At 56.8% G+C, this 22468-nt stretch carries 20 protein-coding genes; 7 read left to right on the top strand and 13 right to left on the bottom strand.

Annotation, left to right across the window (positions count from 1 at the left end; translation table 11 throughout):
* Nucleotides 1-21: 21 nt before the first annotated feature.
* From bamA to rpsB, 9 genes are all read right to left on the bottom strand, one after another.
* Nucleotides 22-2340 (bottom strand): outer membrane protein assembly factor BamA, encoded by a 2319-nt coding sequence (bamA, locus tag QPL95_RS09805; RefSeq protein WP_303290801.1) that lies wholly within the window; start codon nt 2338-2340, stop codon nt 22-24.
* 45 nt (nt 2341-2385) lie between these two features.
* Nucleotides 2386-3735: an RIP metalloprotease RseP gene (gene rseP / locus QPL95_RS09800; RefSeq protein WP_303290800.1), complete on the bottom strand. Its 1350-nt coding sequence runs from the start codon at nt 3733-3735 to the stop codon at nt 2386-2388.
* A gap of 52 nt (nt 3736-3787) precedes the next feature.
* Nucleotides 3788-4972 carry a 1-deoxy-D-xylulose-5-phosphate reductoisomerase gene (gene ispC / locus QPL95_RS09795; RefSeq protein ID WP_303290799.1) on the bottom strand — a complete coding sequence of 395 codons (1185 nt, stop codon included), beginning with the start codon at nt 4970-4972 and terminating at the stop codon, nt 3788-3790.
* Nucleotides 4969-5820, bottom strand: a complete 852-nt coding sequence (locus tag QPL95_RS09790) for a phosphatidate cytidylyltransferase (RefSeq protein ID WP_303290798.1) — start codon at nt 5818-5820, stop codon at nt 4969-4971. Before QPL95_RS09790 ends, ispC begins: the two co-directional genes overlap by 4 nt.
* Nucleotides 5821-5839: 19 nt before the next feature.
* A complete protein-coding gene (uppS, locus tag QPL95_RS09785; protein WP_303290797.1) occupies nt 5840-6610 on the bottom strand; it encodes a polyprenyl diphosphate synthase in 771 nt (256 codons plus the stop codon).
* Nucleotides 6611-6672: 62 nt separating this feature from the next.
* Nucleotides 6673-7230: a ribosome recycling factor gene (gene frr, locus QPL95_RS09780; protein ID WP_303290796.1), complete on the bottom strand. Its 558-nt coding sequence runs from the start codon at nt 7228-7230 to the stop codon at nt 6673-6675.
* Between the two features lie 18 nt (nt 7231-7248).
* Nucleotides 7249-7977 carry a UMP kinase gene (gene pyrH / locus QPL95_RS09775; protein ID WP_303290795.1) on the bottom strand — a complete coding sequence of 243 codons (729 nt, stop codon included), beginning with the start codon at nt 7975-7977 and terminating at the stop codon, nt 7249-7251.
* A 195-nt stretch (nt 7978-8172) separates the two neighbouring features.
* On the bottom strand, nt 8173-9042 hold the full coding sequence (tsf, locus tag QPL95_RS09770; RefSeq protein WP_303290794.1) for a translation elongation factor Ts: 870 nt from the start codon (nt 9040-9042) through the stop codon (nt 8173-8175).
* Between the two features lie 94 nt (nt 9043-9136).
* A complete protein-coding gene (gene rpsB / locus QPL95_RS09765) occupies nt 9137-9886 on the bottom strand; it encodes a 30S ribosomal protein S2 (protein WP_303290793.1) in 750 nt (249 codons plus the stop codon).
* Between the two features lie 250 nt (nt 9887-10136).
* Here rpsB and map point away from each other — a divergent pair, with 250 nt between their 5' ends.
* The 6 genes from map (at nt 10137) to dapE (ending at nt 17332) form a co-directional block, all read left to right on the top strand.
* Nucleotides 10137-10907, top strand: coding sequence for a type I methionyl aminopeptidase (map, locus tag QPL95_RS09760; RefSeq protein WP_303290792.1), 771 nt, complete (start codon nt 10137-10139; stop codon nt 10905-10907).
* A complete protein-coding gene (locus QPL95_RS09755) occupies nt 10908-13562 on the top strand; it encodes a [protein-PII] uridylyltransferase (RefSeq protein WP_303290791.1) in 2655 nt (884 codons plus the stop codon).
* On the top strand, nt 13559-14761 hold the full coding sequence (gene dapC, locus QPL95_RS09750; RefSeq protein ID WP_303290790.1) for a succinyldiaminopimelate transaminase: 1203 nt from the start codon (nt 13559-13561) through the stop codon (nt 14759-14761). Before QPL95_RS09755 ends, dapC begins: the two co-directional genes overlap by 4 nt.
* Complete coding sequence (locus tag QPL95_RS09745; RefSeq protein ID WP_303290789.1) at nt 14758-15093, top strand: ArsC family reductase; 336 nt, start codon at nt 14758-14760, stop codon at nt 15091-15093. The genes dapC and QPL95_RS09745 overlap by 4 nt, the downstream gene beginning before the upstream one ends.
* Before the next feature lie 61 nt (nt 15094-15154).
* Nucleotides 15155-16183: a 2,3,4,5-tetrahydropyridine-2,6-dicarboxylate N-succinyltransferase gene (gene dapD, locus QPL95_RS09740; RefSeq protein WP_303290788.1), complete on the top strand. Its 1029-nt coding sequence runs from the start codon at nt 15155-15157 to the stop codon at nt 16181-16183.
* An 18-nt stretch (nt 16184-16201) separates the two neighbouring features.
* Complete coding sequence (gene dapE, locus QPL95_RS09735) at nt 16202-17332, top strand: succinyl-diaminopimelate desuccinylase (RefSeq protein WP_303290787.1); 1131 nt, start codon at nt 16202-16204, stop codon at nt 17330-17332.
* Between the two features lie 31 nt (nt 17333-17363).
* Here the strand turns inward: dapE and QPL95_RS09730 are convergent, their stop codons facing one another.
* On the bottom strand, nt 17364-17582 hold the full coding sequence (locus QPL95_RS09730) for a SlyX family protein (protein ID WP_303290786.1): 219 nt from the start codon (nt 17580-17582) through the stop codon (nt 17364-17366).
* Nucleotides 17583-17750: 168 nt separating this feature from the next.
* On the opposite strand from QPL95_RS09730, the gene QPL95_RS09725 reads away from it, so the two are divergent.
* A complete protein-coding gene (locus QPL95_RS09725) occupies nt 17751-18290 on the top strand; it encodes a cold-shock protein (RefSeq protein WP_303290785.1) in 540 nt (179 codons plus the stop codon).
* A 63-nt stretch (nt 18291-18353) separates the two neighbouring features.
* Here QPL95_RS09725 and QPL95_RS09720 read toward each other — a convergent pair whose 3' ends face one another.
* The 3 genes from QPL95_RS09720 to QPL95_RS09710 form a co-directional block, all read right to left on the bottom strand.
* Complete coding sequence (locus QPL95_RS09720; protein WP_303290829.1) at nt 18354-18728, bottom strand: hypothetical protein; 375 nt, start codon at nt 18726-18728, stop codon at nt 18354-18356.
* Nucleotides 18700-20109, bottom strand: coding sequence for a hypothetical protein (locus QPL95_RS09715; RefSeq protein ID WP_303290784.1), 1410 nt, complete (start codon nt 20107-20109; stop codon nt 18700-18702). The genes QPL95_RS09720 and QPL95_RS09715 overlap by 29 nt, the downstream gene beginning before the upstream one ends.
* 166 nt (nt 20110-20275) lie before the next feature.
* Nucleotides 20276-22468, bottom strand: coding sequence for a hypothetical protein (locus QPL95_RS09710; protein ID WP_303290783.1), 2193 nt, complete (start codon nt 22466-22468; stop codon nt 20276-20278).

Raw genomic sequence — 22468 nt, 5'->3', positions numbered from 1 at the left:
TTTGTTTTTTTGTATTACGCATCAAAAGGTTTGCCCCAGAGAGAACTGGAACACCTGAGTATCGTCACCTGGTTTGTCATTAAGCGGCTTGGCCAGACTGAATGCAAGGGGGCCAACGGCGGTGATCCACTGGAAGCTGACACCGGCTGAGGCACGAACTTCCGAGAGCTCGGGATCGAAGCCTCGCTCGGTATCGAACACCTGGCCTGCATCCAGGAAGAATGACGTGCGCATGCTCCGTGAATCACCGGCAAACGGCGTCGGGAAAATTAACTCCAGGCCGGTTTCAGCCAGAAAGTTACCACCAAATGGATCAGGGTCTGAGCTGTCACCCACCCGGTTTGTTGCCCTGTTACCCAGAGAGTTTGCGCGGTAGCCCCGTACTGAGCCGTAACCACCCGAGTAGAAGTGTTCAAAGAACGGCATCTGGGTACGGTCGCCATAACCATCACCATAACCGACTTCCGTTCGGGCGCGGACGACCCAGTTGTGGGTGTCCACCAACGGATAGTAAAAATCGGTTCTATGGCTGGCCTTGTAGAACGTCAGGTCGCTGGCAGGCACCGCCACGTCCAGCGACAGCGAGTGGCTGTAGCCATCGGTCGGAAGCACGCCACGGTTCAGTGTACTCCGCCGCCAGCTGCCAAACAGGAAGTAGTTGGTAAAGGAATCGCCTTCTTCGTCAATGAACGTCTCAACTTCCTGGGCCGAGAAGATACCTTTCTTGATATCAGACCGGGTAACGCCCACGCCAAAGTTCAATCGCGTGATCGAATCGGTCGGGTAACCAAACGTCATCCGGGCGCCGTACTCATCCAGCAGGTAGGACGAGATGTCTTCTTCTTCGTAGTCGGTTTCACGGGCGAACAGGCTGAACCCGCGACTGACACCGTCAACGGTGAAGTAAGGGTCCATATAGGATACGTTGGCACTTTTTACGGAATCGCTGAAGTTCACACCAAACGACACACGCTTACCGCTGCCAAAGAAGTTGTTTTCCGACACCGAGGCGCCAAGAATCACACCGGAATTCTGGGAGAAACCAACTGACGCAGACAAGCTGCCGGTGGGCTGCTCCTGAACGCTGTAGTTCACATCCACCAGATCATCTGTTCCCGGCACGGGCACCGTTTCCACATCAACGGTCTGGAAGAAGCCCATGCGCTCAAGGCGGGTCTTGGAAAATTCAATCCGGTCTGAAGACGCAACGCCACCTTCCATCTGGGTCATTTCCTGACGCAGCACTTCATCTTTGGTGGACACGTTGCCGCTGAAATTAACCCGGCGCACATAGGCCCGTTTACCCGGTTCTACATAGAAGGTCACCGCAGCGGTATTGTTTTCACCGGGTTCCGGAACCGCATTCACACTGGCAAAGGCATAGCCTTCGCGACCAAGGCGGAACGACAGCGCCTCGGAAATGGCGGTCATCTGGGCGCGGGAAAACACATCGCCCCCTTTTACCGGAATGAACTTCCGCAGTTCCTCTTCTTCGACAATCAAGTTGCCACGCAACTGGATATCGGAAATCGTATATTGCGGCCCTTCGTTCAGAGCGATGGCAATAAACACCTGCTGCTTGTCCGGGGAGATCGAAACTTGACTGGATTCCACACTGAAGTCGAGGTAGCCGCGATCCAGATAGAACGAACGAAGGGTCTCCAGGTCACCACTGAGCCTTTCCCGGGCGTATTTGTCTTTGCTGGTGAGTGAGTTCCACCAACTGCTGCTACGCAGTTCAAACAGGTCGGTGAGCTCATCGTCACTGAAATCTTCGTTGCCAACGATATTGATGTGCTGAATGGCCGCTACGCTGCCTTCGTTGATATCCAGACGGACAGCTACGCGATTACGAGGCTGCTCTTCACCGGAGGCTTTGACCCTCGCGTTGTAACGTCCCTGGGCAATGTATGAGCGCAGGATTTCAAGCTCCAGACGTTCGAGAGTCGCCCGGCGAAACACCTGCCCCTCTTCCAGGCCGGCGCTGGCCAGGGCATCCATCAGCATGTCGGTTTCGATGTTCTTGTTGCCTTCGATTTCAATGGATGAAATGGAAGGCCGCTCCTTGACCGAGAGTATCAGGACACCGGAATCACGACTGACTTCGATGTCGGTAAACAAACCCGTGCGAAAAAGGTCTTTGATGGCCGTGGCCAGGCGAGTTTCATCAATTTGCTCACCAATATTGACCGGGAATGCGGAGAACACCGAACCAGCGGATACCCTCTGAAGGCCTTCTACCTCGATATCCGCAACGGTGAATTCGTCCGCCAGCGCTGGCTTCATACCGGTTGCGGTCATTGCGAGGCCAACAGCTACAGCTAGAAGAGAACGTCTCATTCAGTTATATCGCCTGGTTAATGTGCGGTAAGGAGCCCGCAATTCTCACAACCGCATCAGGTCGTTGTAAAGAGCAAACACCATTAAAGTGAGGATCAAAGCCATACCAATTCGTAATCCGAACTCCTGAACCCTCTCTGACAAAGGCTTTCGGCGAATGGCTTCGATGGTGTAATAAACAATATGGCCACCGTCCAGAACAGGCACCGGCAGCAAATTAAGCACGCCAAGGCTCACACTGAGGTAGGCCAGAAAACGAACAAAGTCTTCAAACCCGGAACTGACACTCGCCTCGGCGACCCTTGCAATGGTAATCGGGCCACTCAGGTTGGTGGGCGAAAGCAGCCCGGTCACCATCTTCTTGATGGCCACCAGCGTCAGGCGGGTATCGGCCCAGGTTTCGTGTACCGCATTGGGAATGGCAGCCAATGGCCCGTAGCGTACCTCACGCAGCAACTCGTCCGGCCAGGAAATGGCTTCAACACCGGCGCCAACAAACCCGATCACCTGGCCATCATCCAGAGTCCGGGATGCCGGAGTAACCGGAATATCCAGAGGCTGTCCATCACGCTCTACGGTGAGCACCAGAGCTTGCTCGGGCGCGTTACGAATGTGATCAACCAGTGCGAACCAATCCGCAACCGGCTCACCATCCAACGCCAGCACCCGGTCACCGGGCTGCAGGCCCGCGGCCATAGCCCGGCCATCCGTGTTTACCTGCCCTAAAATGGCAGGCACATCCGGCCGCCATGGGGTTATGCCAAATTCTGCCAGCGGGTTTGGCGTGTCCTTGCTCAGGGTCCAACCGTTTAACGCCCCGGAGACAACACCACGGGAGTCATCGCGGGAAACGTCCAGAATAACCTGCCCCTGCTCGCCAGCGCGTTCCAGCAGCCGCATGTTGATGTCCCGCCAGGACGTGACCCGATGACCATCAACCGAGTGGATTTCCATCCCCTCCTGCAAACCAACGCGCTCCGCCACGCTTTCCGGCGCCACGGCGCCGACAATCGGCGCCACCGTTGTCACACCCACCACACTGATCAACCAGTAGGCAAGGATCGCAAACATGAAATTAGCCACCGGGCCTGCCGCGGCTATGGCAATTCGCTGGTACGGTGGTTTGGAGGTAAAAGCCTGGTCTTTCAATTCATCTGGAACCGGGCCTTCCCGCTCATCCAGCATTTTGACGTAGCCACCCAGTGGAATCGCCGCTATGGCAAACTCGGTGCCGTGGCGGTCATACCAGGAGTACAACGGCTTGCCGAAACCGACGGAAAACCTCAGCACCTTGACGCCGAAACGACGCGCCACCCAGAAGTGCCCGTACTCGTGCAGAGTCACCAGGATACCCAAGGTCAGTGCTAGTGCCAGAACGCTTTGAATTATCTGCATAGAGTTTCCGGTATGTGGCTTGGGGCCAGCTTAACGAGATTCTGCCCGGAGATCAGACAGACAGCAGGCTGATCTGTTCCCTTGCCCGTTCGCGGGCTTCTGCGTCTTTCACAAAAATGGTATCGAAACTGTCAGCCTCTGACACTTCTGTGGCTGCCAGCGTTCGCTCAATAATCACGGGAATATCGGTAAAACCCAGTTTGCCGTCCAGGAAAGCCGCTACGGCAATTTCGTTAGCCGCATTCAGCACAGCCGGCGCTGTTCCGCCTGTGGCAAACGCTTCTGCCGCCAGTCGCAAGCACGGAAAACGCTGCCGGTCGGGGCGCTCAAAATGAAAGCGACCAATGGCAAACAGGTCCAAAGGCGCAACGCCCGCCGCTATCCGCTCTGGCCAGGCCAGTCCATTCGCTATAGGCGTTCGCATATCCGGGCTGCCCATCTGGGCGAGAACGGAGCCATCGGCATATTCCACCATGGAGTGGATGATACTTTCAGGGTGCACATGCACTTCAACCTGCTCTGGCGACGTATTGAACAGCCAGCAGGCTTCGATCAACTCCAACCCTTTATTCATCAAGGTTGCTGAATCTACCGAAATCTTCTGCCCCATGGACCAGTTGGGATGAGCACAGGCCTCGGCCGGTGTAACCGAACGCAATCGATCAGCAGAAAAAGTACGAAACGGCCCACCCGAAGCGGTCAGCAGGATACGGGTAATGCCGGCAGCCACAGGGCTCCGTACCTTATCTGCTGGCATACACTGGAAGATTGCATTGTGTTCTGAATCAATGGGGAGCAGCTCAGCGCCGGATTCTGCCACGGCATCCATGAACAGTTTTCCGGACATCACCAACGCTTCTTTGTTGGCCAGCAAAACCCGTTTACCTGCGCGAACGGCCGCCAGCGTTGGCGCCAGCCCTGCTGCACCCACGATGGCAGCCATGACCGTATCGGCTTCACTTGCCGCGGCAACCTGACACAGCCCGGCCTCGCCGCTAAGCACCTCAATCTCCGGCAGATCAACCAGCCGCTCCGCCAACTCCCGAGCCGCATCAGAGTCCGCCATCACCGCGAAGACCGGCCTGAACTCGCGGCACAGACCCGCCATTTCCGCAGCCCGGGTTCCAGCAGTCAGCGCATAAACCGCAAACCGATCCGGGTGACGGCGAATCACGTCCAGCGTACTCAGGCCTATGGAGCCTGTTGCCCCAAGAACCGTAACACTCCGCTGTCTCATAAAGACAAGCTGCCCGTTGTCAGCCAGCCAAGCAAGGTAATGATCAACGCAAAAACCGGAATGGCTGCGGTGAGGCTATCAATTCGGTCCATAATCCCGCCGTGACCCGGCAACAACTGACTGCTGTCCTTGATACCACGGAAGCGCTTCAGCATGCTTTCCAGAAGATCGCCCAACACAGACACCAGGCCAGTAAACAAACTGGCCAGGATCAGCAACAGGGTTTGTTGGGCACTGGCTGCGACCAGAAGGCTGGCTACCAGGGCCAGCAAACCAACCGCCACCAGGCCACCCCAAACACCGGCCCAGGATTTACCGGGGCTGACTCTTGGCGCAAGCTTGGCTTTCCCGAACGCCCGACCCGCAAAGTAGGCGCCGATATCGGCCACCCATACCAGCAGGAAGACATACAGAATAACCAGCAGGTTATTGGCGGTATCACCAAACTGGAAGACTCCGGTACGAAGATGATTCAGGCCAACCCAGGCTGGCAGGAGTACAAACAGCCCCATTACCGCTCTGGCCGGTACGGAGCCCCAGGATTCAGAGCCCGCCGGATAGCGGCGAACCAGCCAGAAACACACCAACCACCAACCCAGCGCAAGCCAGAGTACCGCAACCGAGGGCAGTTTGAGCTGCCATATCAAGGCCAGCAACACGGCCACGGCAATACCGTAGGACACACGGCCAGGCTGCCCTTCAATGCCTGACATGTTGGCCCATTCCCAGGCACCGAGGACAATGATCGCGCCGGTAAACAAGGCAAAACCCAGAGGCGGAAGAAAGAAAATGCCGCCAATCGCAATCGGGGCCAGGATAAGAGCAGTGATAATTCGGGTTTTAAGCACGTGATTAATCGCTATATCGTTATTGTTTTGTTACGCGGGTGGCAATCTGGTCGTCAGTCTGACCAAATCGGCGTTGGCGATGACTATAGGCGTCCAGTGCTTTCAGCATCTCTTCAGCCTTGAAGTCCGGCCAGAACACCTCGGAAAAGTAGAATTCGGTATACGCCAAATGCCACAACAGGAAATTACTGATGCGCTGTTCGCCAGCTGTGCGAATCAGTAAATCAGGCATGGGGAGATCGCCAATACTAAGGTGTTGCTGAATCAAATCGTCCGTTATACCCGACGGCTCAAGTTGGCCCGAACGAACTTTTTCAGCCACGGCCCGCGTTGCCTGGGTAATGTCCCAGTGCCCGCCATAGTTCGCCGCAATCACCAAGGTCATCGCCGTATTGTCACCCGTGAGCGCTTCGGCTTTTTCCATGTGATCCTGCAGTGCAGGATTGAACGCTGATCGGTCCCCGATAATACGGAGCCGGATATTGTTGCGGTGGAGTTTGCGAACTTCCCGCTCGAGAGCGATCAGGAATAGCCGCATCAGCGCCGAGACTTCGTCTTTCGGCCGGCGCCAGTTTTCACTGGAGAAGGCAAACAGGGTAAGCACTTCCACGCCCTGCTTGGCGCAGGTTTCAACAACGGCCTTTACCGCATCCACGCCGGCCTTATGGCCCGCAACTCCTTTTAACCGGTGCGCTTTCGCCCAGCGATTATTGCCATCCATGATAATGGCCACGTGCCGGGGACGACTGTTTGCCTCCACCGGAATCTCTGCGGTTACTTGTCCCGTCATGAAATCCTCTGCGCGGTGGCACTTCCAACCACCGCTCATTCTGCTTCTGAATAGACCGGCGGTTACACCGCCATAAGGTCCTCTTCCTTCGCTTTCAGCATCTTCTCAACTTCAGCGATGTATTTATCGGTCAGCTTCTGGATTTCTTCCTCACCACGACGCAGGTCATCTTCGCTGATTTCCTTATCCTTCAGCATATCCTTCAGCATGCTGTTGGCATCCCTACGGGCGCTGCGAACAGAAACACGGCCCTGCTCGGCATCGGCTTTCGCCTGCTTGACCATTTCCTTACGGGTTTCTTCGGTCAGCATCGGCATGGGCACACGAATCGCGTCACCATTGCTTGACGGGTTCAAGCCCAGGTCAGACATCATGATCGCTTTCTCAATGGTCGGCACCAGGTTCTTTTCCCAGGGCGCCACCAGCAATGTGCGGTTGTCTTCTACGTTGACACTCGCCACCTGCTTCAGCGGCGTCTCCTGGCCATAGTAATTCACCATTACGCTATCCAGGATAGCGGGGTGGGCGCGGCCCGTCCGAATCTTGTTGAAAGCCGAATGCAAAGCCTCAAGGCTCTTCTGCATCTTCTTATCGGCGTCTGTTTTGATATCGTCAATCACGTCAGAATCCTCAATTCGTTACTCAATCAGTGTGCCTTCTTTCTCACCGGTCACAATGCGGGTGAGAACGCCGGGCTGGCTCATATCGAAAACCCGCAGTGGCATACCATGATCACGGGCCAGGCAGATAGCGGTCAGATCCATCACACCAAGCTTCTTGTCCAGAACCTCATCGTAGGTCAGGTAGTCGTATTTTACAGCGCTGGGGTCAAGATGGGGATCCGCATTGTAAACACCATCTACCTTCGTCGCCTTAAGAACTGCATCGGCTTCGATCTCGATGCCACGAAGGCAGGCTGCGGAATCTGTGGTGAAGAACGGGTTGCCGGTACCGGCACTGAAAATCACGACATCACCTTCCTTGAGATCGCGAACCGCTCTGCGGCGGTCGTAGTGCTCAACGATACCACTCATCGGGATGGCAGACATCACGCGGGTGCGGATATTGGAACGTTCCAGCGCATCCCGCATGGCCAGGCCATTCATAACGGTGGCCAACATACCCATATGATCACCGGTAACCCGATCAAGACCTGCGGCACTCAAGGCTGCACCACGGAACAGGTTTCCACCACCAACAACCAGGCCAACCTGAACACCAATGCCAACCAGGGCACCTATTTCAAGAGCCATCCGATCGAGAACTTTAGGGTCAATACCGAAACCAAGGTCGCCCATCAGGGCTTCGCCACTGAGCTTCAGCAGAACGCGCTTGTATCTGGGCTGGTTTTTTGAAGATGTCGGCATGGTGGTCCCCTTCTCGTCTGTTGGCTATCCGGTATCAAACCCGTTGCAGGCCTGTATCTGACATACCCCTCGCTTTCACCCGAACGAAAAGGGGTATCTCAGATACAAGCCCGCCACGAAAGCCGGGAAAACCCGGCTAACGTGGCAGACTCAGGTAAGCGCCGTTACCCTCAGCAACAGCGCTCAGAAGACGGATCAGGCCTTGCCTGTGCCAGCGGCAGCAGCCACTTCAGCGGCAAAATCCACTTCTTCTCTTTCAATGCCTTCGCCCACTTCCAGGCGGACAAAGCTAACCAGTTCGCCACCGGCAGACTTGATCAGATCGCCCACTTTCTGGTCAGGGTTTTTCACGAAAGGCTGCTCAACGAGGCTGTTTTCAGCCAGGAATTTCTTGATACGGCCGCCCATCATCTTTTCAACGATTTCGGCAGGCTTGCCTTCCATATCCGGCTGAGCGCGGATGATTTCCTTTTCTTTTTCCAGCTCTTCAGCAGGCATTTCGTCCGGCTGACCAACGCGCGGGTTAACAGCGGCAACGTGCATAGCGATGTCACGGGCCAACTCTTCGGTACCGGCGGTCAGAGCCACAACAGAAGCGATCTTGTTGTTGCTGTGAACATAGCCACCCACAACCGGCGCTTCTACTTTAACGATACGACGTACGGTCACGTTTTCGCCGATCTTCTGAACCAGCGCTTCACGCTTGCCTTCCAGCTCGCCTGCCATCAGCGCAGCAACATCGGTCTCGCCCTTGGCGAACGCTGCTTCGAGGATGTCGTTAGCGAAGTTCATGAAGTTATCGTCACGGGCAACGAAGTCTGTTTCAGAGTTCACTTCCAGAATAAAAGCAACGGTCTTGTCGTCAGATACTTTAACCAGAGACACACCTTCAGCGGCGGTACGGCCAGCTTTCTTGGCAGCCTTCAGGCCAGATGACTTGCGCAGCTCTTCGATCGCAGCGTCGACACTGCCTTCAGCCTCAACCAGTGCTTTCTTGCACTCCATCATGCCAAGGCCGGTGCGCTCACGCAGCTCTTTGACCATTGCAGCGGTAATTGCAGCCATGTTCAGTCCTCTTAATCGGTTCCGAATTCGGTGGGGAGGTATGCCCGGATAAACAGGCGGGCATACCTTACAGCCAGAGCGTTACGCTCAAATGTTACTCGGCAGCTGGAGCAGCGCCTTGGGCATCTTCGCTAACTTCAACAAACTCGTCAGCGCCGCCGGCAGACTGGGAAGACTCCATGCAGGTATCAGCAACAGCCTGAACGTAGATCTGGATAGCGCGGATAGCGTCGTCGTTACCCGGGATCACGTAATCAACGCCGTCCGGATCGCTGTTGGTATCAACCACACCGATAACAGGGATGCCCAGCTTGTTGGCTTCCTTGATGGCAATACGCTCGTGGTCCACGTCGATAACGAACAGTGCGTCCGGCAGGCCGCCCATATCCTTAATACCGCCGATAGAACGCTCAAGCTTGTCCATCTCACGGGTACGCTCAAGGGCTTCTTTCTTGGTCAGTTTGTCAAAAGTACCGTCTTTGCTCTGAGCTTCCAGATCACGGTAACGACGAATAGACTGACGAATGGTTTTGTAGTTGGTCAGCATGCCACCCAACCAGCGATGGTTGACGTAGGGCTGGCCTGAACGCAGGGCTTCTTCCTTGATGATCTTGGCCGCAGCACGCTTGGTGCCAACGAACAGGATCTTGTTCTTGCTTTCTGTCAGCTGCTGAATGAAATCCAGCGCCTGATTCATGGCAGGAACAGTCTGCTCAAGGTTGATGATGTGAATCTTGTTGCGGGCACCAAAGATGTACTTACCCATCTTCGGGTTCCAGTAACGGGTTTGGTGTCCAAAGTGAGCACCTGCTTTGAGCAGGTCACGCATATTTACCTGAGCCATGATAGTTACCTTTTAGCTTCGGGTTAGGCCTCCACGCATCCAATTGCCCCAACCAGACTCCTTAAAGCAGGAGCCGGCACCCTGGGACAACGTGCTGACACGTGTGTGAATTTGCCGATTTCGTTTTCGGCGGGCGCGTTTATATCATATTGCGCCGCCACAACGCCATTACTTTTACCAAAGAGCTTCCTTGTACCTTGTCCTTCAGCCCCTTAAAATGCGGGTTTGATGCAAATCAACAGGAAGCCCGATGCAGGTATCAATCAAGACCCCCGAAGAAATCGAAAAGATGCGCGTAGCCGGCCGGCTGGCGGCGAACGTTCTCGAGATGATCGGCGAGCACGTCAAGCCCGGCGTAACCACCGAAGAGCTCGACCGCATCTGCCACGACTACATTGTTAACGAGCAGCAGGCGATTCCAGCCCCGCTCAATTACAAGGGATTTCCGAAGTCGATCTGCACCTCGGTCAACCATGTGGTGTGCCATGGCATTCCGTCAGACAAAAAAGTTCTGAAAGATGGCGATGTGATCAACATCGACGTGACCGTCATTAAAGATGGCTACCACGGCGATACCAGCAAGATGTGGGTCGTCGGAAAACCCAAGCCAGGGTCCGAGCGGCTGATTCAGATCACCCAGGAGTGTCTCTATAAAGGAATTGAGCTGGTAAAACCCGGCGCGCGCCTGGGCGACATCGGTCATGTCATTCAACAGCATGCAGAAAAACACCGTTATTCGGTGGTTCGGGATTATTGCGGCCATGGCATTGGCGCAGTCTTCCACGAAGAGCCGCAGGTGATGCATTACGGCAAGCCTGGCACCGGCGTTGAGCTAAAAGAAGGCATGACCTTCACCATCGAGCCGATGCTGAATCAGGGCAAATACCACACCAAGCTGCTGGCCGATGGCTGGACAGCGGTCACCAAGGACCACAAGCTATCGGCACAGTGGGAGCACACCATTCTGGTGACGGCCGATGGCCATGAAGTTCTGACCAAGCGATCGGAAGAGTCCTTTTAAGTGGATCGGAGCGAGCTGGAATCCCGCATCAGTAACGACACGTCCCCGGTTTTCGCTGCAAGAGAGCTTTTGCGGCAAAGCTACAGCGCAGATGCCGATGCGTTTCGCCAGGGCGTGGATGTCAGAGCCCTGGTTCAGTCCAGGGCCAGCACGGTAGACACCGTTCTGCGACTGATCTGGAATCGTTACCCTTTTTCCCGCTCGTCCGATATCGCCCTCATTGCCGTAGGTGGCTACGGCCGGGGCGAGCTCCACCCACACTCTGACATTGATCTTCTGATTCTTACCCGAAGTGACATGGGCGGTATGGATAGCGCCACGCAAGAGGACCTTGGGGCCTTTATTACCCTGCTCTGGGATCTTAAGCTGGATATCGGCCACAGCGTTCGGAGCATGGAGGAATCCGTCGCCGCAGCCCGTGAGGACATCACGATCCTGACCAACTTGCTGGAAACCCGCACCATCGCCGGGCCAGACAGTCTCCGGGAGGCACTAAGCACACAGGTGTATTCGGACGACGTGAAGTCTGACAAAGACTACTTCGTTGCCAAGCGGGAAGAACAGCAACAACGGCACACCAAATACGGCGACACCGAGTACAACCTGGAGCCAAACGTTAAGGGCTCTCCCGGCGCTCTGCGGGACATACAAACGATCGGCTGGATCACCAAGCGCCATTTTGGCCTTCAAAGCACCGCCGACCTGGCACGATTCAGCATTCTTACCGAAGAAGAGCACCAGATTCTGCATCAGGGTGAAACCTTTCTCTGGCAGCTTCGCTACGGCTTGCAACTGATTGCGGATCGCAACGAAAACCGGTTGCTGTTTGATCACCAGCGAGCACTGGCGGAGATGCTCGGCTACAAAGACGAAGGCAAGCGGCTCGGCGTCGAGCTGATGATGCAGTCCTACTACCGCACCGTTCTGGCACTGGCCGAGCTGGCCGACGTGATTCTGCAGTATTACGACGAAGCGATTATCGGCAGCGGGAATGAAGATGAGATTCGCCCGCTGAACAAACGATTCCAGATGCGCAACTTCTATATAGAAGCCATCAATAACCAGGTATTTGCCTACGCGCCCTACGCCATCATGGAGATCTTCGTACTGATGGCGCAGCACCCGGAAATCAAGGGCATCCGGGCGACAACTATCCGGTCACTCCGGGCCCACCGTCACTTGATAGACGATGCCTTCCGGGCGGATCTGGCGGTGACCAGCCTGTTTATGGAACTTCTGCGCACACCGCACGCACTGGACCAGACACTCTCTGCCATGAAGAAGTACAACGTGCTGGGCCGCTATTTACCGGAATTTGGCCAGATCATCGGCCAGATGCAGCACGACCTCTTTCATATCTACACCGTTGATGCCCACACCATGCGGGTGATACGAAACATGGTCAGGCTGACCAGTGCCGAGGCCCGAACCGAATACCCGCTGGCATCACGACTGATACACCGGCTGCCGAAAATGGAAACCCTGTACATCGCGGGGCTGTACCATGATGTCGCCAAAGGCCGGGGCGGCGATCATTCCGAGCTCGGTGCCATTGACGCCGAAGCCTTCTGCGAGCGCCATCATCTGAGTGAGCGGGATACCCAGTTGGTGTCCTGGCTGGTGGAGAGCCACCTGCTGATGTCCATGACCGCCCAGCGCAAAGACATATCGGACCCGGACATTATCCAGGCCTTCGCCCGCGCCATGCCCAGCCAGGCGCACCTGGACTACCTGTACATCCTGACGGTGTGCGACATCAGCGCGACCAACCCGAAACTCTGGAACACCTGGCGCGCTTCACTATTGCGCCAGCTTTATATCGAAGCCAAGCGGGCACTTCGCCGAGGCATCGATACCCCGGTCGACCGCCAGGCCTGGATTGACGCCACCCGCGAAGAAGCCCGGGAAATCCTGCACGCCCAGAACATGACCAACGAACAGATCGACAAGATCTGGGACACGGTCGACGAGGAATATTTCCTGCAGGACTCCACCGTGGATATCGCCTGGCAAACCGCCGCCATCATCCGCCATGGCGACAATCCAGACCCGCTGGTACTGATCCGCGACACCCGTGGTGGCCCCACCGACGGCTATTCCCAGATCATCATTTACATGAAAGACCGGGTCGCCTTGTTTGCCGCCACCACCGCGGTGCTCGAGCAACTGAATCTGAACATCGTAGACGCGCGCATCAATTCCAGCGAAGGCCCCTACTCCATCAGCTCTTATGTCGTACTGGATGAACAGGGCCAGCCCCTGGGCGTTGATCCGGCCCGCAAAGAGCGAGCGCGTAAACGCCTGATCGAAGAGCTGGACGATCCCGAAGACTACCCGGACATCATCCACCGGCGCACACCCAGACAGCTGAAGCACTTCGCATTCCCGACCGAGGTCACCTTCTCAAACGACACGATCAATCAACGCACCGTGATGGAAGTGATCACTCCGGACCGCCCGGGACTGTTGGCGCGGATTGGCCAGGTGTTGCTGGAACACCGGGTGCGACTGACCAACGCCAAAATCGCCACCCTCGGCGAGCGGGTAGAAGACGTGTTCTTTATCACCGATGAACACGGCGAACCTCTCCGCGACCCGAGCGTATGCCAGGCCCTGCAAGAGGACCTCTGTACCATGCTGGACGACATTCAATGAACCCCGATCTTCAAAGGCTTCACCCTTACCCTTTCGAAAAACTCGCCAGGCTCAAGGCGGGCATCACCGCGCCGGCGCACCTGGCACCGATTTCCTTGGGCATTGGCGAACCCAAGCACCCTTCCCCCGCTTTCGTAAAGCAGGTGATTGCAGACAACCTGGACAAGCTGGCCAACTACCCCACGACCAAAGGCATTGACGAGCTGCGAGAGACCATCGCCCTATGGGCCAGCCGCCGCTTCGACCTCGCCGACGGCACGCTGGACCCAGCCCGACACGTGCTTCCGGTCAATGGCACCCGCGAAGCCATCTTCGCTCTGGTGCAGGCCGTGGTCGATGCCAGCAAGCCGGCAACAGTGGTGAGCCCTAATCCGTTCTACCAAATCTACGAGGGCGCCGCCTTCCTGGCTGGGGCCGATCCGGTTTACCTGCCCTGCGACGTCAGCAATGGCTTTATTCCGGATTTCGAGGCGGTGCCGGAATCGGTCTGGAAAGACTGCCAGATCCTGTTCCTGTGCTCGCCGGGCAACCCCAGTGGCGCGGTGATTCCGCGGCAAACCCTGATCAAAGTGATCGAACTGGCCGACCGGCACGATTTTCTGATCGCTTCCGACGAGTGCTACTCCGAACTCTACCCGGACGAAGCCCATCCGCCCGAAGGCCTGCTGCAAACCTGCGCCGCCATCGGCCGCCACGACTTTAAACGCTGCGTGGTGTTCCACAGCCTGTCCAAGCGCAGCAATCTGCCAGGCCTGCGCTCGGGCTTTGTCGCCGGCGATGCCGACGTGCTGGCCGGCTACCTGAAATACCGGACCTACCACGGCTGCGCCATGCCCATTCACAATCAACTGGCCAGCATTGCCGCCTGGAGCGACGAAGACCACGTGCGGGAAAACCGCGCCGCCTACCGAGCGAAATTCGAAGCTGTGGTGCCCATCCTGCGCGAAGTCATGAACGTAGATTTCCCCGACGCAGGATTCTACCTCTGGCCGGAAACGCCCATGGATGACGAAACCTTCGCCCGTGAACTGTCTGCCCGGCAGAACGTACACGTACTGCCCGGCCGCTATCTTTCCCGCACTGTCGATGGCCACAACCCCGGCGAAAATCGCGTGCGCATGGCGCTGGTGGCGCCGCTGGAGGAGTGCGTTGAGGCTGCGCAGCGAATTGTGGAGTTTGTAAAGGGTTTCAAAGCATGAAGATTTACGGCATCAAGAACTGCGACACCGTCAAAAAAGCCCGCAAGTGGCTGGACGAAAACGGCATCGCCTACGAGTTCCACGATTTCAAGAAAGACGGCCTGAGCAGCGAGAAGCTGAGCCAGTGGGAAAATGCCATTGGCTGGGAGCCCCTGATCAACAAACGGGGCACCACCTGGCGAAAACTTCCCGACGAGGTTCGTGATACCATGAGCGCCCAAAGTGCCCACCAGATCATGCTGGAGAACACCTCCATCATCAAACGCCCGGTTGTTGAGCGGGGCGGCCAGGTCAGTGTGGGCTTTAACGCAGACGAATGGGCTGCCTGGTAAGACTAAACGCTTTCTTGGCTGACAATACTATCTCTACGAATTTAACAGGAGCAACCACCAGATGAGTTTTGCATTCGGCATTGGCATCGGCACCCAGAACAACCAGGGCGAATGGCTGGAGGTGTATTACCAGCAGCCGATCATGACCCCAGGCAAAGACCTGATCGACGTGGTTGAAACCGCGCTGGAATACAAAGGCGGCAATCAGGCCATCGAAGCGAATTCCGCGCAGCTGGCTCAGTTTGCTAACGCCCTGCGCCAACTGGGCCAGACCGACCAGGCCAAACTGGCCGAAAGCGCCGCCCACAGCAAGCGCCCCGTTGTGGTCACTGTGCTGTCGACTGACGATACCGCCTCCAGTACGCCCGAGGTGTACCTGAAGCTGCACCTGATCTCTCACCGGCTGGCCAAGCCCCACAACCTGAAGCTGGATGGCATCTTTGGCCTGCTGCCCAACCTGGCCTGGACCAACGAAGGCGCCATCGACCTGAACGAGCTGCCCGAGCGCCAGCTGCAGGCCCGCATTGAAGGCCGCACCCTGGAAGTAAAATCGGTCGACAAGTTCCCGCAGATGACCGATTACGTGGTGCCCAAGGGCGTGCGTATCGCTGACACCTCACGAGTGCGCCTGGGCGCTTACGTGGGCGAAGGCACGACTGTCATGCACGAAGGTTTCATTAACTTCAACGCCGGCACCGAAGGCACCAGCATGATCGAAGGCCGGATTTCAGCTGGCGTGATGATTGGCAAGGGCTCAGACCTGGGTGGCGGCTGCTCCACCATGGGCACCCTGTCTGGCGGCGGCAACATCATCATCTCTGTCGGCGAAAACTGCCTCCTGGGCGCCAACGCCGGCATCGGCATTCCCCTGGGCGACCGCTGCACCGTAGAGGCCGGTCTCTACATCACCTCCGGCACCAAAGTAGCCCTGCTGGATGACAACAACACGCTGGTGGAAGTGATCAAAGCCCGTGACCTGGCTGGCAAGAACGACTTGCTGTTCCGCCGCAATAGCCAGACCGGCGCCGTGGAGTGCAAGACCAATAAATCCGCCATCGAGCTGAACGAAGAACTTCACGCCAACAACTAAGCAGAAAAGGTTCCCGGAATGTCGTTGTCGCCTACGCTAGAACTCGCCAAAGACCTCATCAGCCGACGGTCTGTCACGCCTGACGATGCGGGCTGTCAGGATCTTATGATGTCCCGCCTGGCGCCCCTGGGCTTTGCCGGTGAAAATCTGCGCTTTGGCGACACCGACAATCTCTGGGCTCGCAAAGGCACAGACGGACCGGTGCTGGCCTTTGCCGGCCACACCGACGTGGTGCCTACGGGGCCAGAAAAAAACTGGGCACATCCGCCGTTTGATCCGGTGATTAAAGACGGCTATCTGTACGGCCGGGGCGCGGCCGACATGAAAGGTAGCCTGGCCGCTTTCGTGACCGCTTGTGAACGCTTCATAGAGAAGAACCCGGATCACCGGGGCTCCATCGCACTGCTGATCACCAGCGACGAAGAGGGCCCGGCCCAGAATGGCACCGTCAAGGTCATCGAAACCCTGGAAGCCCGCAACGAGAAAATGGACTGGTGCCTGATTGGCGAGCCGTCCAGCACACACGAGGTGGGCGACGTGATCAAGAATGGCCGCCGCGGCTCACTGCACGGCTACCTGACCGTGCACGGCGTACAGGGCCACGTGGCCTACCCGCACCTGGCCGAAAACCCGGTGCACACGGTTGCGCCCGCGCTGGACGCTCTGGCGAAAGAATTCTGGGACAACGGCAACGACTTCTTCCCGCCCACCACCTTCCAGATCACTCGCATCGAGTCAGGCGTGGGTAGCAACATCATTCCCGGCGACTGCCTGGTTCACTTCAACTTCCGCTATTGCACTGAAAACACCGCAGAGAGCCTGGAAGAGCGCGTGGTAGCCATTCTGGATCGCCACAACTTCAAGTACGACCTGCAATGGCACCTCAGCGGCCGGCCGTTCCTCACGGACAAAGGCGCGCTCGTCTCCGCCAGCCAGAATGCGATTCGCACCGTCACCGGACGGGAAACCGAACTCTCAACCACCGGCGGCACCTCCGACGGGCGCTTCATTGCTCCCACTGGCGCCCAGGTACTCGAACTCGGCCCCATCAACGCGACCATCCACAAAGTGGACGAGTGCGTAAAAGCGGAAGATCTGGACACCCTGTCCGACATCTACGAACAGATACTGGTAGAACTATTGGGATAACTGAGCCCGGAACTCAAGGCTAACTCCAAAATCAATAATGCGGCGGCGGAGTCTCATCTTCCTCCGCCTTAATGTTCGAAGGCGACACATCTTTCAGCTGCTGATGCATCAGCCGCTTGGCATCCCACAACGCCCGGATATCCATTTCCTGCTTGGTCACCTGCTCGCTCAGGGTATTGATCACGTCATCCTGGAACGCAAGTCGCATTTCCAGTTCGGCAATCCTGTCTTCGAGGGTGTTTTTACTCATGAGATTTGGTCAGCCCTTTCCTTAATCTGTTATCATGCCGCCTTTTACCGCCAGTGCCGTTTAACCTTAAGGTTGGTTTCGGCGGCGGTGTTCACTGGCTGGGCGTGCCATTTTACCCGATGTCCGGCTTTTTATCGTTAGTGTTTAATCATGGAGAATAATCAACCAATGCGTAATCCAGCCAAAGCGATCCTTGTTGCTATTCTGATCGCAATTCCGGCACCGTTTGTACTGGGCCTTTTGCTGTCCGCTACCCCCGAACCCCTTCGCCTGCTCGCCATCGGTCAAGGCCTTGAGGCACTGGGCAGCCAGGGCGGTATTGCCGCTTACCTCATCGCTTTCGTAATCTTCGGCATTGTCGGTTTTCTGGCCGTTGCGATTGCAGGCAAACAACCGGCTCCGGCCGCCCGCACTCAAAGCCGGCCGGCCCGCGCCAGCCAGCCAGCGAACGGCTACGATGACGAAGACGACGACGATTTTGACGACAGCACTCCAGAGGGAGATGAAGAAGGCACCGTCAAATGGTTCAACGTCAAGAAAGGGTTTGGCTTTATCGTACGCGACAGTGGTGATGAAATTTTCGTTCACTTCCGCGCCATTCGCGGCCGCGGCAGACGCGTATTGCGCCAGGGCCAACTGGTTCGGTTCAACGTGGTTGATGCCGACAAAGGCCTGCAGGCTGATAACGTGTCCATTCTGAGCGACTGATCAGGCCCTGAAGAAACAAAAAGGCAGCCAGTTATGGCTGCCTTTTTTCGTTGTGCGACAGAACTAGTTCCAGACGACCTGCTGTTCACCCCGGTGATCCAGTCGCCACCACTTTTCGTCCTCTACCAAATCGCCTTCCTTCCACTCACCAAGACTGCACCGGATCTCACCTTCCATTGCGCGCCAGGCGCTGCGAGCACACTCCAGATCACTGTTCCAGGGCAGTTCTTCGCCCTCCATCACCAATGAAGTGAAGCGCTTGCCGAAAGCACCCGGATACAAGGTAATTCGCATCCTTGCACCATTGAATAAAGCGGTTCCTTTGGAAACCGATGACACATCCGTATCGTTCAGCTGCAACTCATCAAGCTGCGCCTCCAGCCAACCGGATACGGCGCCCGGCTCGAGGTCACGAATATATACTTCCAGATCCTGCACCCAGAGAATCTCCATGCTGTTGCTCACAATGCAGCACATAGTGAACCGGCCCGGGCCTTGCTGCAACCCATCGTTCCAGTTCCTGCCGAAGATCCTCTATCTGCAATATCCGAAGCGTGCCTGCGCGGTCACGCTCGTGCCAGACAACCTCTGCGGCTGCCTGCTCGATGTCCAGGTCGGTCATACCCGGCCCGGTATCGGCCCACTCCTCACCTCGAGCCAGGGCCATCAGTGATTGCCGTTGCAAAACATCTTTCCTGCCGGCAGCCGCCACCGCCTCCAGAGAACCGCGGCTGGCAAACAGGTCCAGCCTTCTTGCTGCACGCTGAACCCATTCCAGCATTCCACCGGGGCCCGAAACACAGCGGCTGCGGCGTGAGGCGGCGTACTCCAGGGCGGCTGCGGATACCTGAATGTTGAAGGCTTTCTCAATGTGCGGCTGATGTACCGAAAGAATGGCTTGGCGCTGCATCACACCAACACCGGGCATTGTCATGACGTCCAGCGCCCGGCCCAGCAAGCGGGTAAGGCGGGTTTCCTCTGCATGGTCCCGCGACTCTCCCGGGGCCAACAGCAAAATGGGGCCGTGCCAGCCGGTGATCAATTCCCGAGCCACACCGTTGGGTTGCAGCATCAACTCCAGCAACTCGGGCGGCGAAACGTTATCGAGCACCAGAGTTGGCCAGTGATACTCATCACAATCCTGTGAGGGCATCACCGGCTGATCAAACGCCATCACCTCAGCGTGGCGCCGAAGGTCAATCTGCAACCAGGCAAACCCAGGGGTATCCCGAAGCATCTGAAGCCAGGTGGTTTTTCCGCTACCCCTCTCGCCTTTGATCCACAGCAGGCCATTTTGGTTAGCGGAAAGCGCGACGACCACGTCCTCCGCCAACTCAAGCCACGCCGGCTCCGTTATCGTAACCGGCAGCACCCGCTGCTGACTGGGTACGGTCGGCAATAGACGGCTTTGAGAATCGGTTGGCCACTGGTTGACCAGCTCCAATACAGCCACATAAGCTTTGTCTTGCAAGCGCTCAGCACAGCTCACCAACCCCCACAAAAGCTGCGGCCAATCGATCCAAGGCGTTTCGGTCGCCTCACGGGTGGCCGAAATCCAGTAAATGAGCTGGGAAGACAGATCGCCATCTCCTCGAACCTCCGCGACGATGGGTTGCTCCCCCTGTACCGTTCGTATCAGTTCATCCAGATCCACCCCCTGCCGTTTAAGATAGGGCGCAATCGGGGAAGCAACATCCAGCAGCGAAAGCAGAAAATCCTCAGCGCTAATGACTGAACCGCCGCGGCTGACGACGTTTTCCCTGGCCTGCACCAGCGCCTGCTGGCACTGAGGGGCCAGGCATCCTTGCCAATCTTCCATATCAGATGTCTCCTTTTCTGATGACCCATACGTAGCCTATTCATCGGCACCCCAGGCGATGTTCGTCGCGCGAAATGTAACAAAATGTAAAATGACAGGCGGGGTCAAGGTCACATCATAGCCATCAACTTAATTACACTTTTGAAATATTATTTCTGCGGGCGACCTATGGGGCGCGGCCCGGCTCATCCATCATCCGCTTCGGATAGCGCACCCGAGCCACCTCTCCCCAGAAGCGAAACTTACGGCCATCCGGCGCCAAACCACCATCCACAGCACCAAACACACCATCAGTCAGTGGCTTCAAAGCCGAACCGTCCTCGGAATAGGCGACCAACGGCAGCCCTACCACCTTCTGGGTGGCCCGAACCCATTCCAGATCCCTGAACAGTGCTTCGGACACCTCAACGGTATTTGCATCAACTTGCCTGACCTCGCCGGACTCAGCCGGTACGGCGGTCGTCATAACAACGTTTGGCCAGTCAACTGCAGCATCCTGACCGGTGAGGTCGGACAGATTCAACGGAGCAAATTCAACATCACGAACATCGGAGTACGTCAGAAATCTTTCGCCAACAACCTTGCCACCGTTAAGGGTAGACAGTGCCTTGGCCGCCGAGAAGGTTCGCACTTCGTCTCTGGTGGTGTAGAGGTTCACTTCGATGGCTTCGATTGACTCCCCGGCTGGCGCCTTCAAACTGTAGATCAAATCGCCATAACGCTCGGCCATCGGCAGGCCTTCAATAAGCAGAAGCACTTCCCCCGCAAACTCTGACTGCTTCCACATCAATTCCTGCTCGGTAAACTCAGCCGCCATTTTTGCCCTTAATGGTTCAAACAAAGAATGGCTCTCACGGGTATAGAACAGCGGCAACGGCTCTCCCTCTCCGGTCAACGGCAAGGGCTTGATCAGCGGAAACGCATCGGGCAGATACCCCTCTGGCCGAGTTACGCGCAATATAACCTGTTCGGGCGCCCATTCATCCACGGCAATGGTGATACCGCTGTCACCCACCGGTTTCACGCTATCGCCGGCGGACAACCGGAGGGTGTGCAACTGATCCGGCACGGTTACCGGCAAGTCAACCTCCACCCGGTCAATGGAATCCAACTGTGCCTGGGAAAGGCCATCCGTCAGAAACGGTACCAGGGGCGGATCTATTCCATCGGCGACGGAATACCAGCTCCCCATCAAGAACCTTGGGTCAACCGCCACCTCATCAACCACCGGTTTACCCCCGGAATCCAGCAATCGCACTGCCTCTGGCAGGTGAAACAACACCGAAGAAAATCCCGAGGCGCTCACCTGAAAGCTCAGGCCAAGCTGCTGATCAACAACGTCGGTTCCGAACCAGAGCAACGTTCGGGCCAGACGGTCAAAAGATTCTTCAACCGTTCTTTCCCCGAACGGAGGCAGATACTCAGATTCAAACCAGGGGTCTGACATTCGCGTACGATCATGGTAAAGCGCGAAGGCGGCGTTGGAGTGAACCAGGTTCCGATTACTGGAGGGCTTGAGACCACCCTGCTCCAGTGACATCTGACTGGAAACCCAGGCTGTGTCGCCATCATTGCCCAGTTTCCGATGAGCAACGATGCTCGCTCGCCTGGGCCAGCCTGAGTGGCGCTCAAGCTCCAGATAACCTTTAACCCGCTCGGCCCGAACCTCCTGAAAGCCTCGCCCTGAATCGTCAGCCACCACTCCGGAGCCGATACCGGCGGACTGGAACTTCAGGGTAACGGTGTCCTCATCAAGGTGACTAACTTCATAGCGAAGCTCGGGCAACTCCAAGCCACCCTCAACCAGAGGAGGAACTTGCCAGGCCATACCAATCTTCAGACTTTGTTGCGGCATACGCGGCTGCCAGGCCGCCATGATGCTTAAACCACGCCGCACCAATGCCGTTTCGTGAACCATGCCATCGAGCTTTGCAACGGCATCCTGATTCCCGAACCTTGCCTGAACCACTTGTCCATGATCGTCAATACGCTCGACCACACCCGATGTCAGTAGATCCTTCATCGCCATCAGCGACTCGCTAAACGCAGGATCCTTGTCGGTTGTAAACAAAATGTGGCCATTTTTCAGCAACAGGGACGACAGAGAACGGGAGTTCAGTTCAGCGATGCCATCATCAACGGTGGTAACCTCAGCCTTCACCAAACTGGACAGGTTGTATTCAACCTCGGTGCCCGGGAAGCCGTCGGTCGCCCAGAACAGCATGGACTCACTAACGTGGAAATAACGGACATCCCCTGGCCGGGGACTGAAGGAAAGCCGCTCACTCTGAAAGTGGGAGCAGCCGGCAAGACCAACAAAAAACAGCAGCAGCGCTGCAACACTGGCGCGCATCAACAT

The organism is Marinobacter sp. SS5-14b (assembly GCF_030541005.1).
Classification (GTDB): domain Bacteria; phylum Pseudomonadota; class Gammaproteobacteria; order Pseudomonadales; family Oleiphilaceae; genus Marinobacter.
Note: the sequence above shows the minus strand (reverse complement) of the source record. Positions and strands in the feature narration are given on the sequence as shown.

Excerpts from the sequence above, each read along its gene's own strand:
- bamA (WP_303290801.1), bottom strand. The coding sequence starts at position 2,340 with ATGAGACGTTCTCTTCTAGCTGTAGCTGTTGGCCTCGCAATGACCGCA.
- rseP (WP_303290800.1), bottom strand. The coding sequence starts at position 3,735 with ATGCAGATAATTCAAAGCGTTCTGGCACTAGCACTGACCTTGGGTATC.
- ispC (WP_303290799.1), bottom strand. The coding sequence starts at position 4,972 with ATGAGACAGCGGAGTGTTACGGTTCTTGGGGCAACAGGCTCCATAGGC.
- uppS (WP_303290797.1), bottom strand. The coding sequence starts at position 6,610 with ATGACGGGACAAGTAACCGCAGAGATTCCGGTGGAGGCAAACAGTCGT.
- pyrH (WP_303290795.1), bottom strand. The coding sequence starts at position 7,977 with ATGCCGACATCTTCAAAAAACCAGCCCAGATACAAGCGCGTTCTGCTG.
- tsf (WP_303290794.1), bottom strand. The coding sequence starts at position 9,042 with ATGGCTGCAATTACCGCTGCAATGGTCAAAGAGCTGCGTGAGCGCACC.
- rpsB (WP_303290793.1), bottom strand. The coding sequence starts at position 9,886 with ATGGCTCAGGTAAATATGCGTGACCTGCTCAAAGCAGGTGCTCACTTT.
- map (WP_303290792.1), top strand. The coding sequence starts at position 10,137 with ATGCAGGTATCAATCAAGACCCCCGAAGAAATCGAAAAGATGCGCGTA.
- dapC (WP_303290790.1), top strand. The coding sequence starts at position 13,559 with ATGAACCCCGATCTTCAAAGGCTTCACCCTTACCCTTTCGAAAAACTC.
- QPL95_RS09745 (WP_303290789.1), top strand. The coding sequence starts at position 14,758 with ATGAAGATTTACGGCATCAAGAACTGCGACACCGTCAAAAAAGCCCGC.
- dapD (WP_303290788.1), top strand. The coding sequence starts at position 15,155 with ATGAGTTTTGCATTCGGCATTGGCATCGGCACCCAGAACAACCAGGGC.
- dapE (WP_303290787.1), top strand. The coding sequence starts at position 16,202 with ATGTCGTTGTCGCCTACGCTAGAACTCGCCAAAGACCTCATCAGCCGA.
- QPL95_RS09730 (WP_303290786.1), bottom strand. The coding sequence starts at position 17,582 with ATGAGTAAAAACACCCTCGAAGACAGGATTGCCGAACTGGAAATGCGA.
- QPL95_RS09725 (WP_303290785.1), top strand. The coding sequence starts at position 17,751 with ATGCGTAATCCAGCCAAAGCGATCCTTGTTGCTATTCTGATCGCAATT.
- QPL95_RS09715 (WP_303290784.1), bottom strand. The coding sequence starts at position 20,109 with ATGGAAGATTGGCAAGGATGCCTGGCCCCTCAGTGCCAGCAGGCGCTG.
- QPL95_RS09710 (WP_303290783.1), bottom strand. The coding sequence starts at position 22,468 with ATGTTGATGCGCGCCAGTGTTGCAGCGCTGCTGCTGTTTTTTGTTGGT.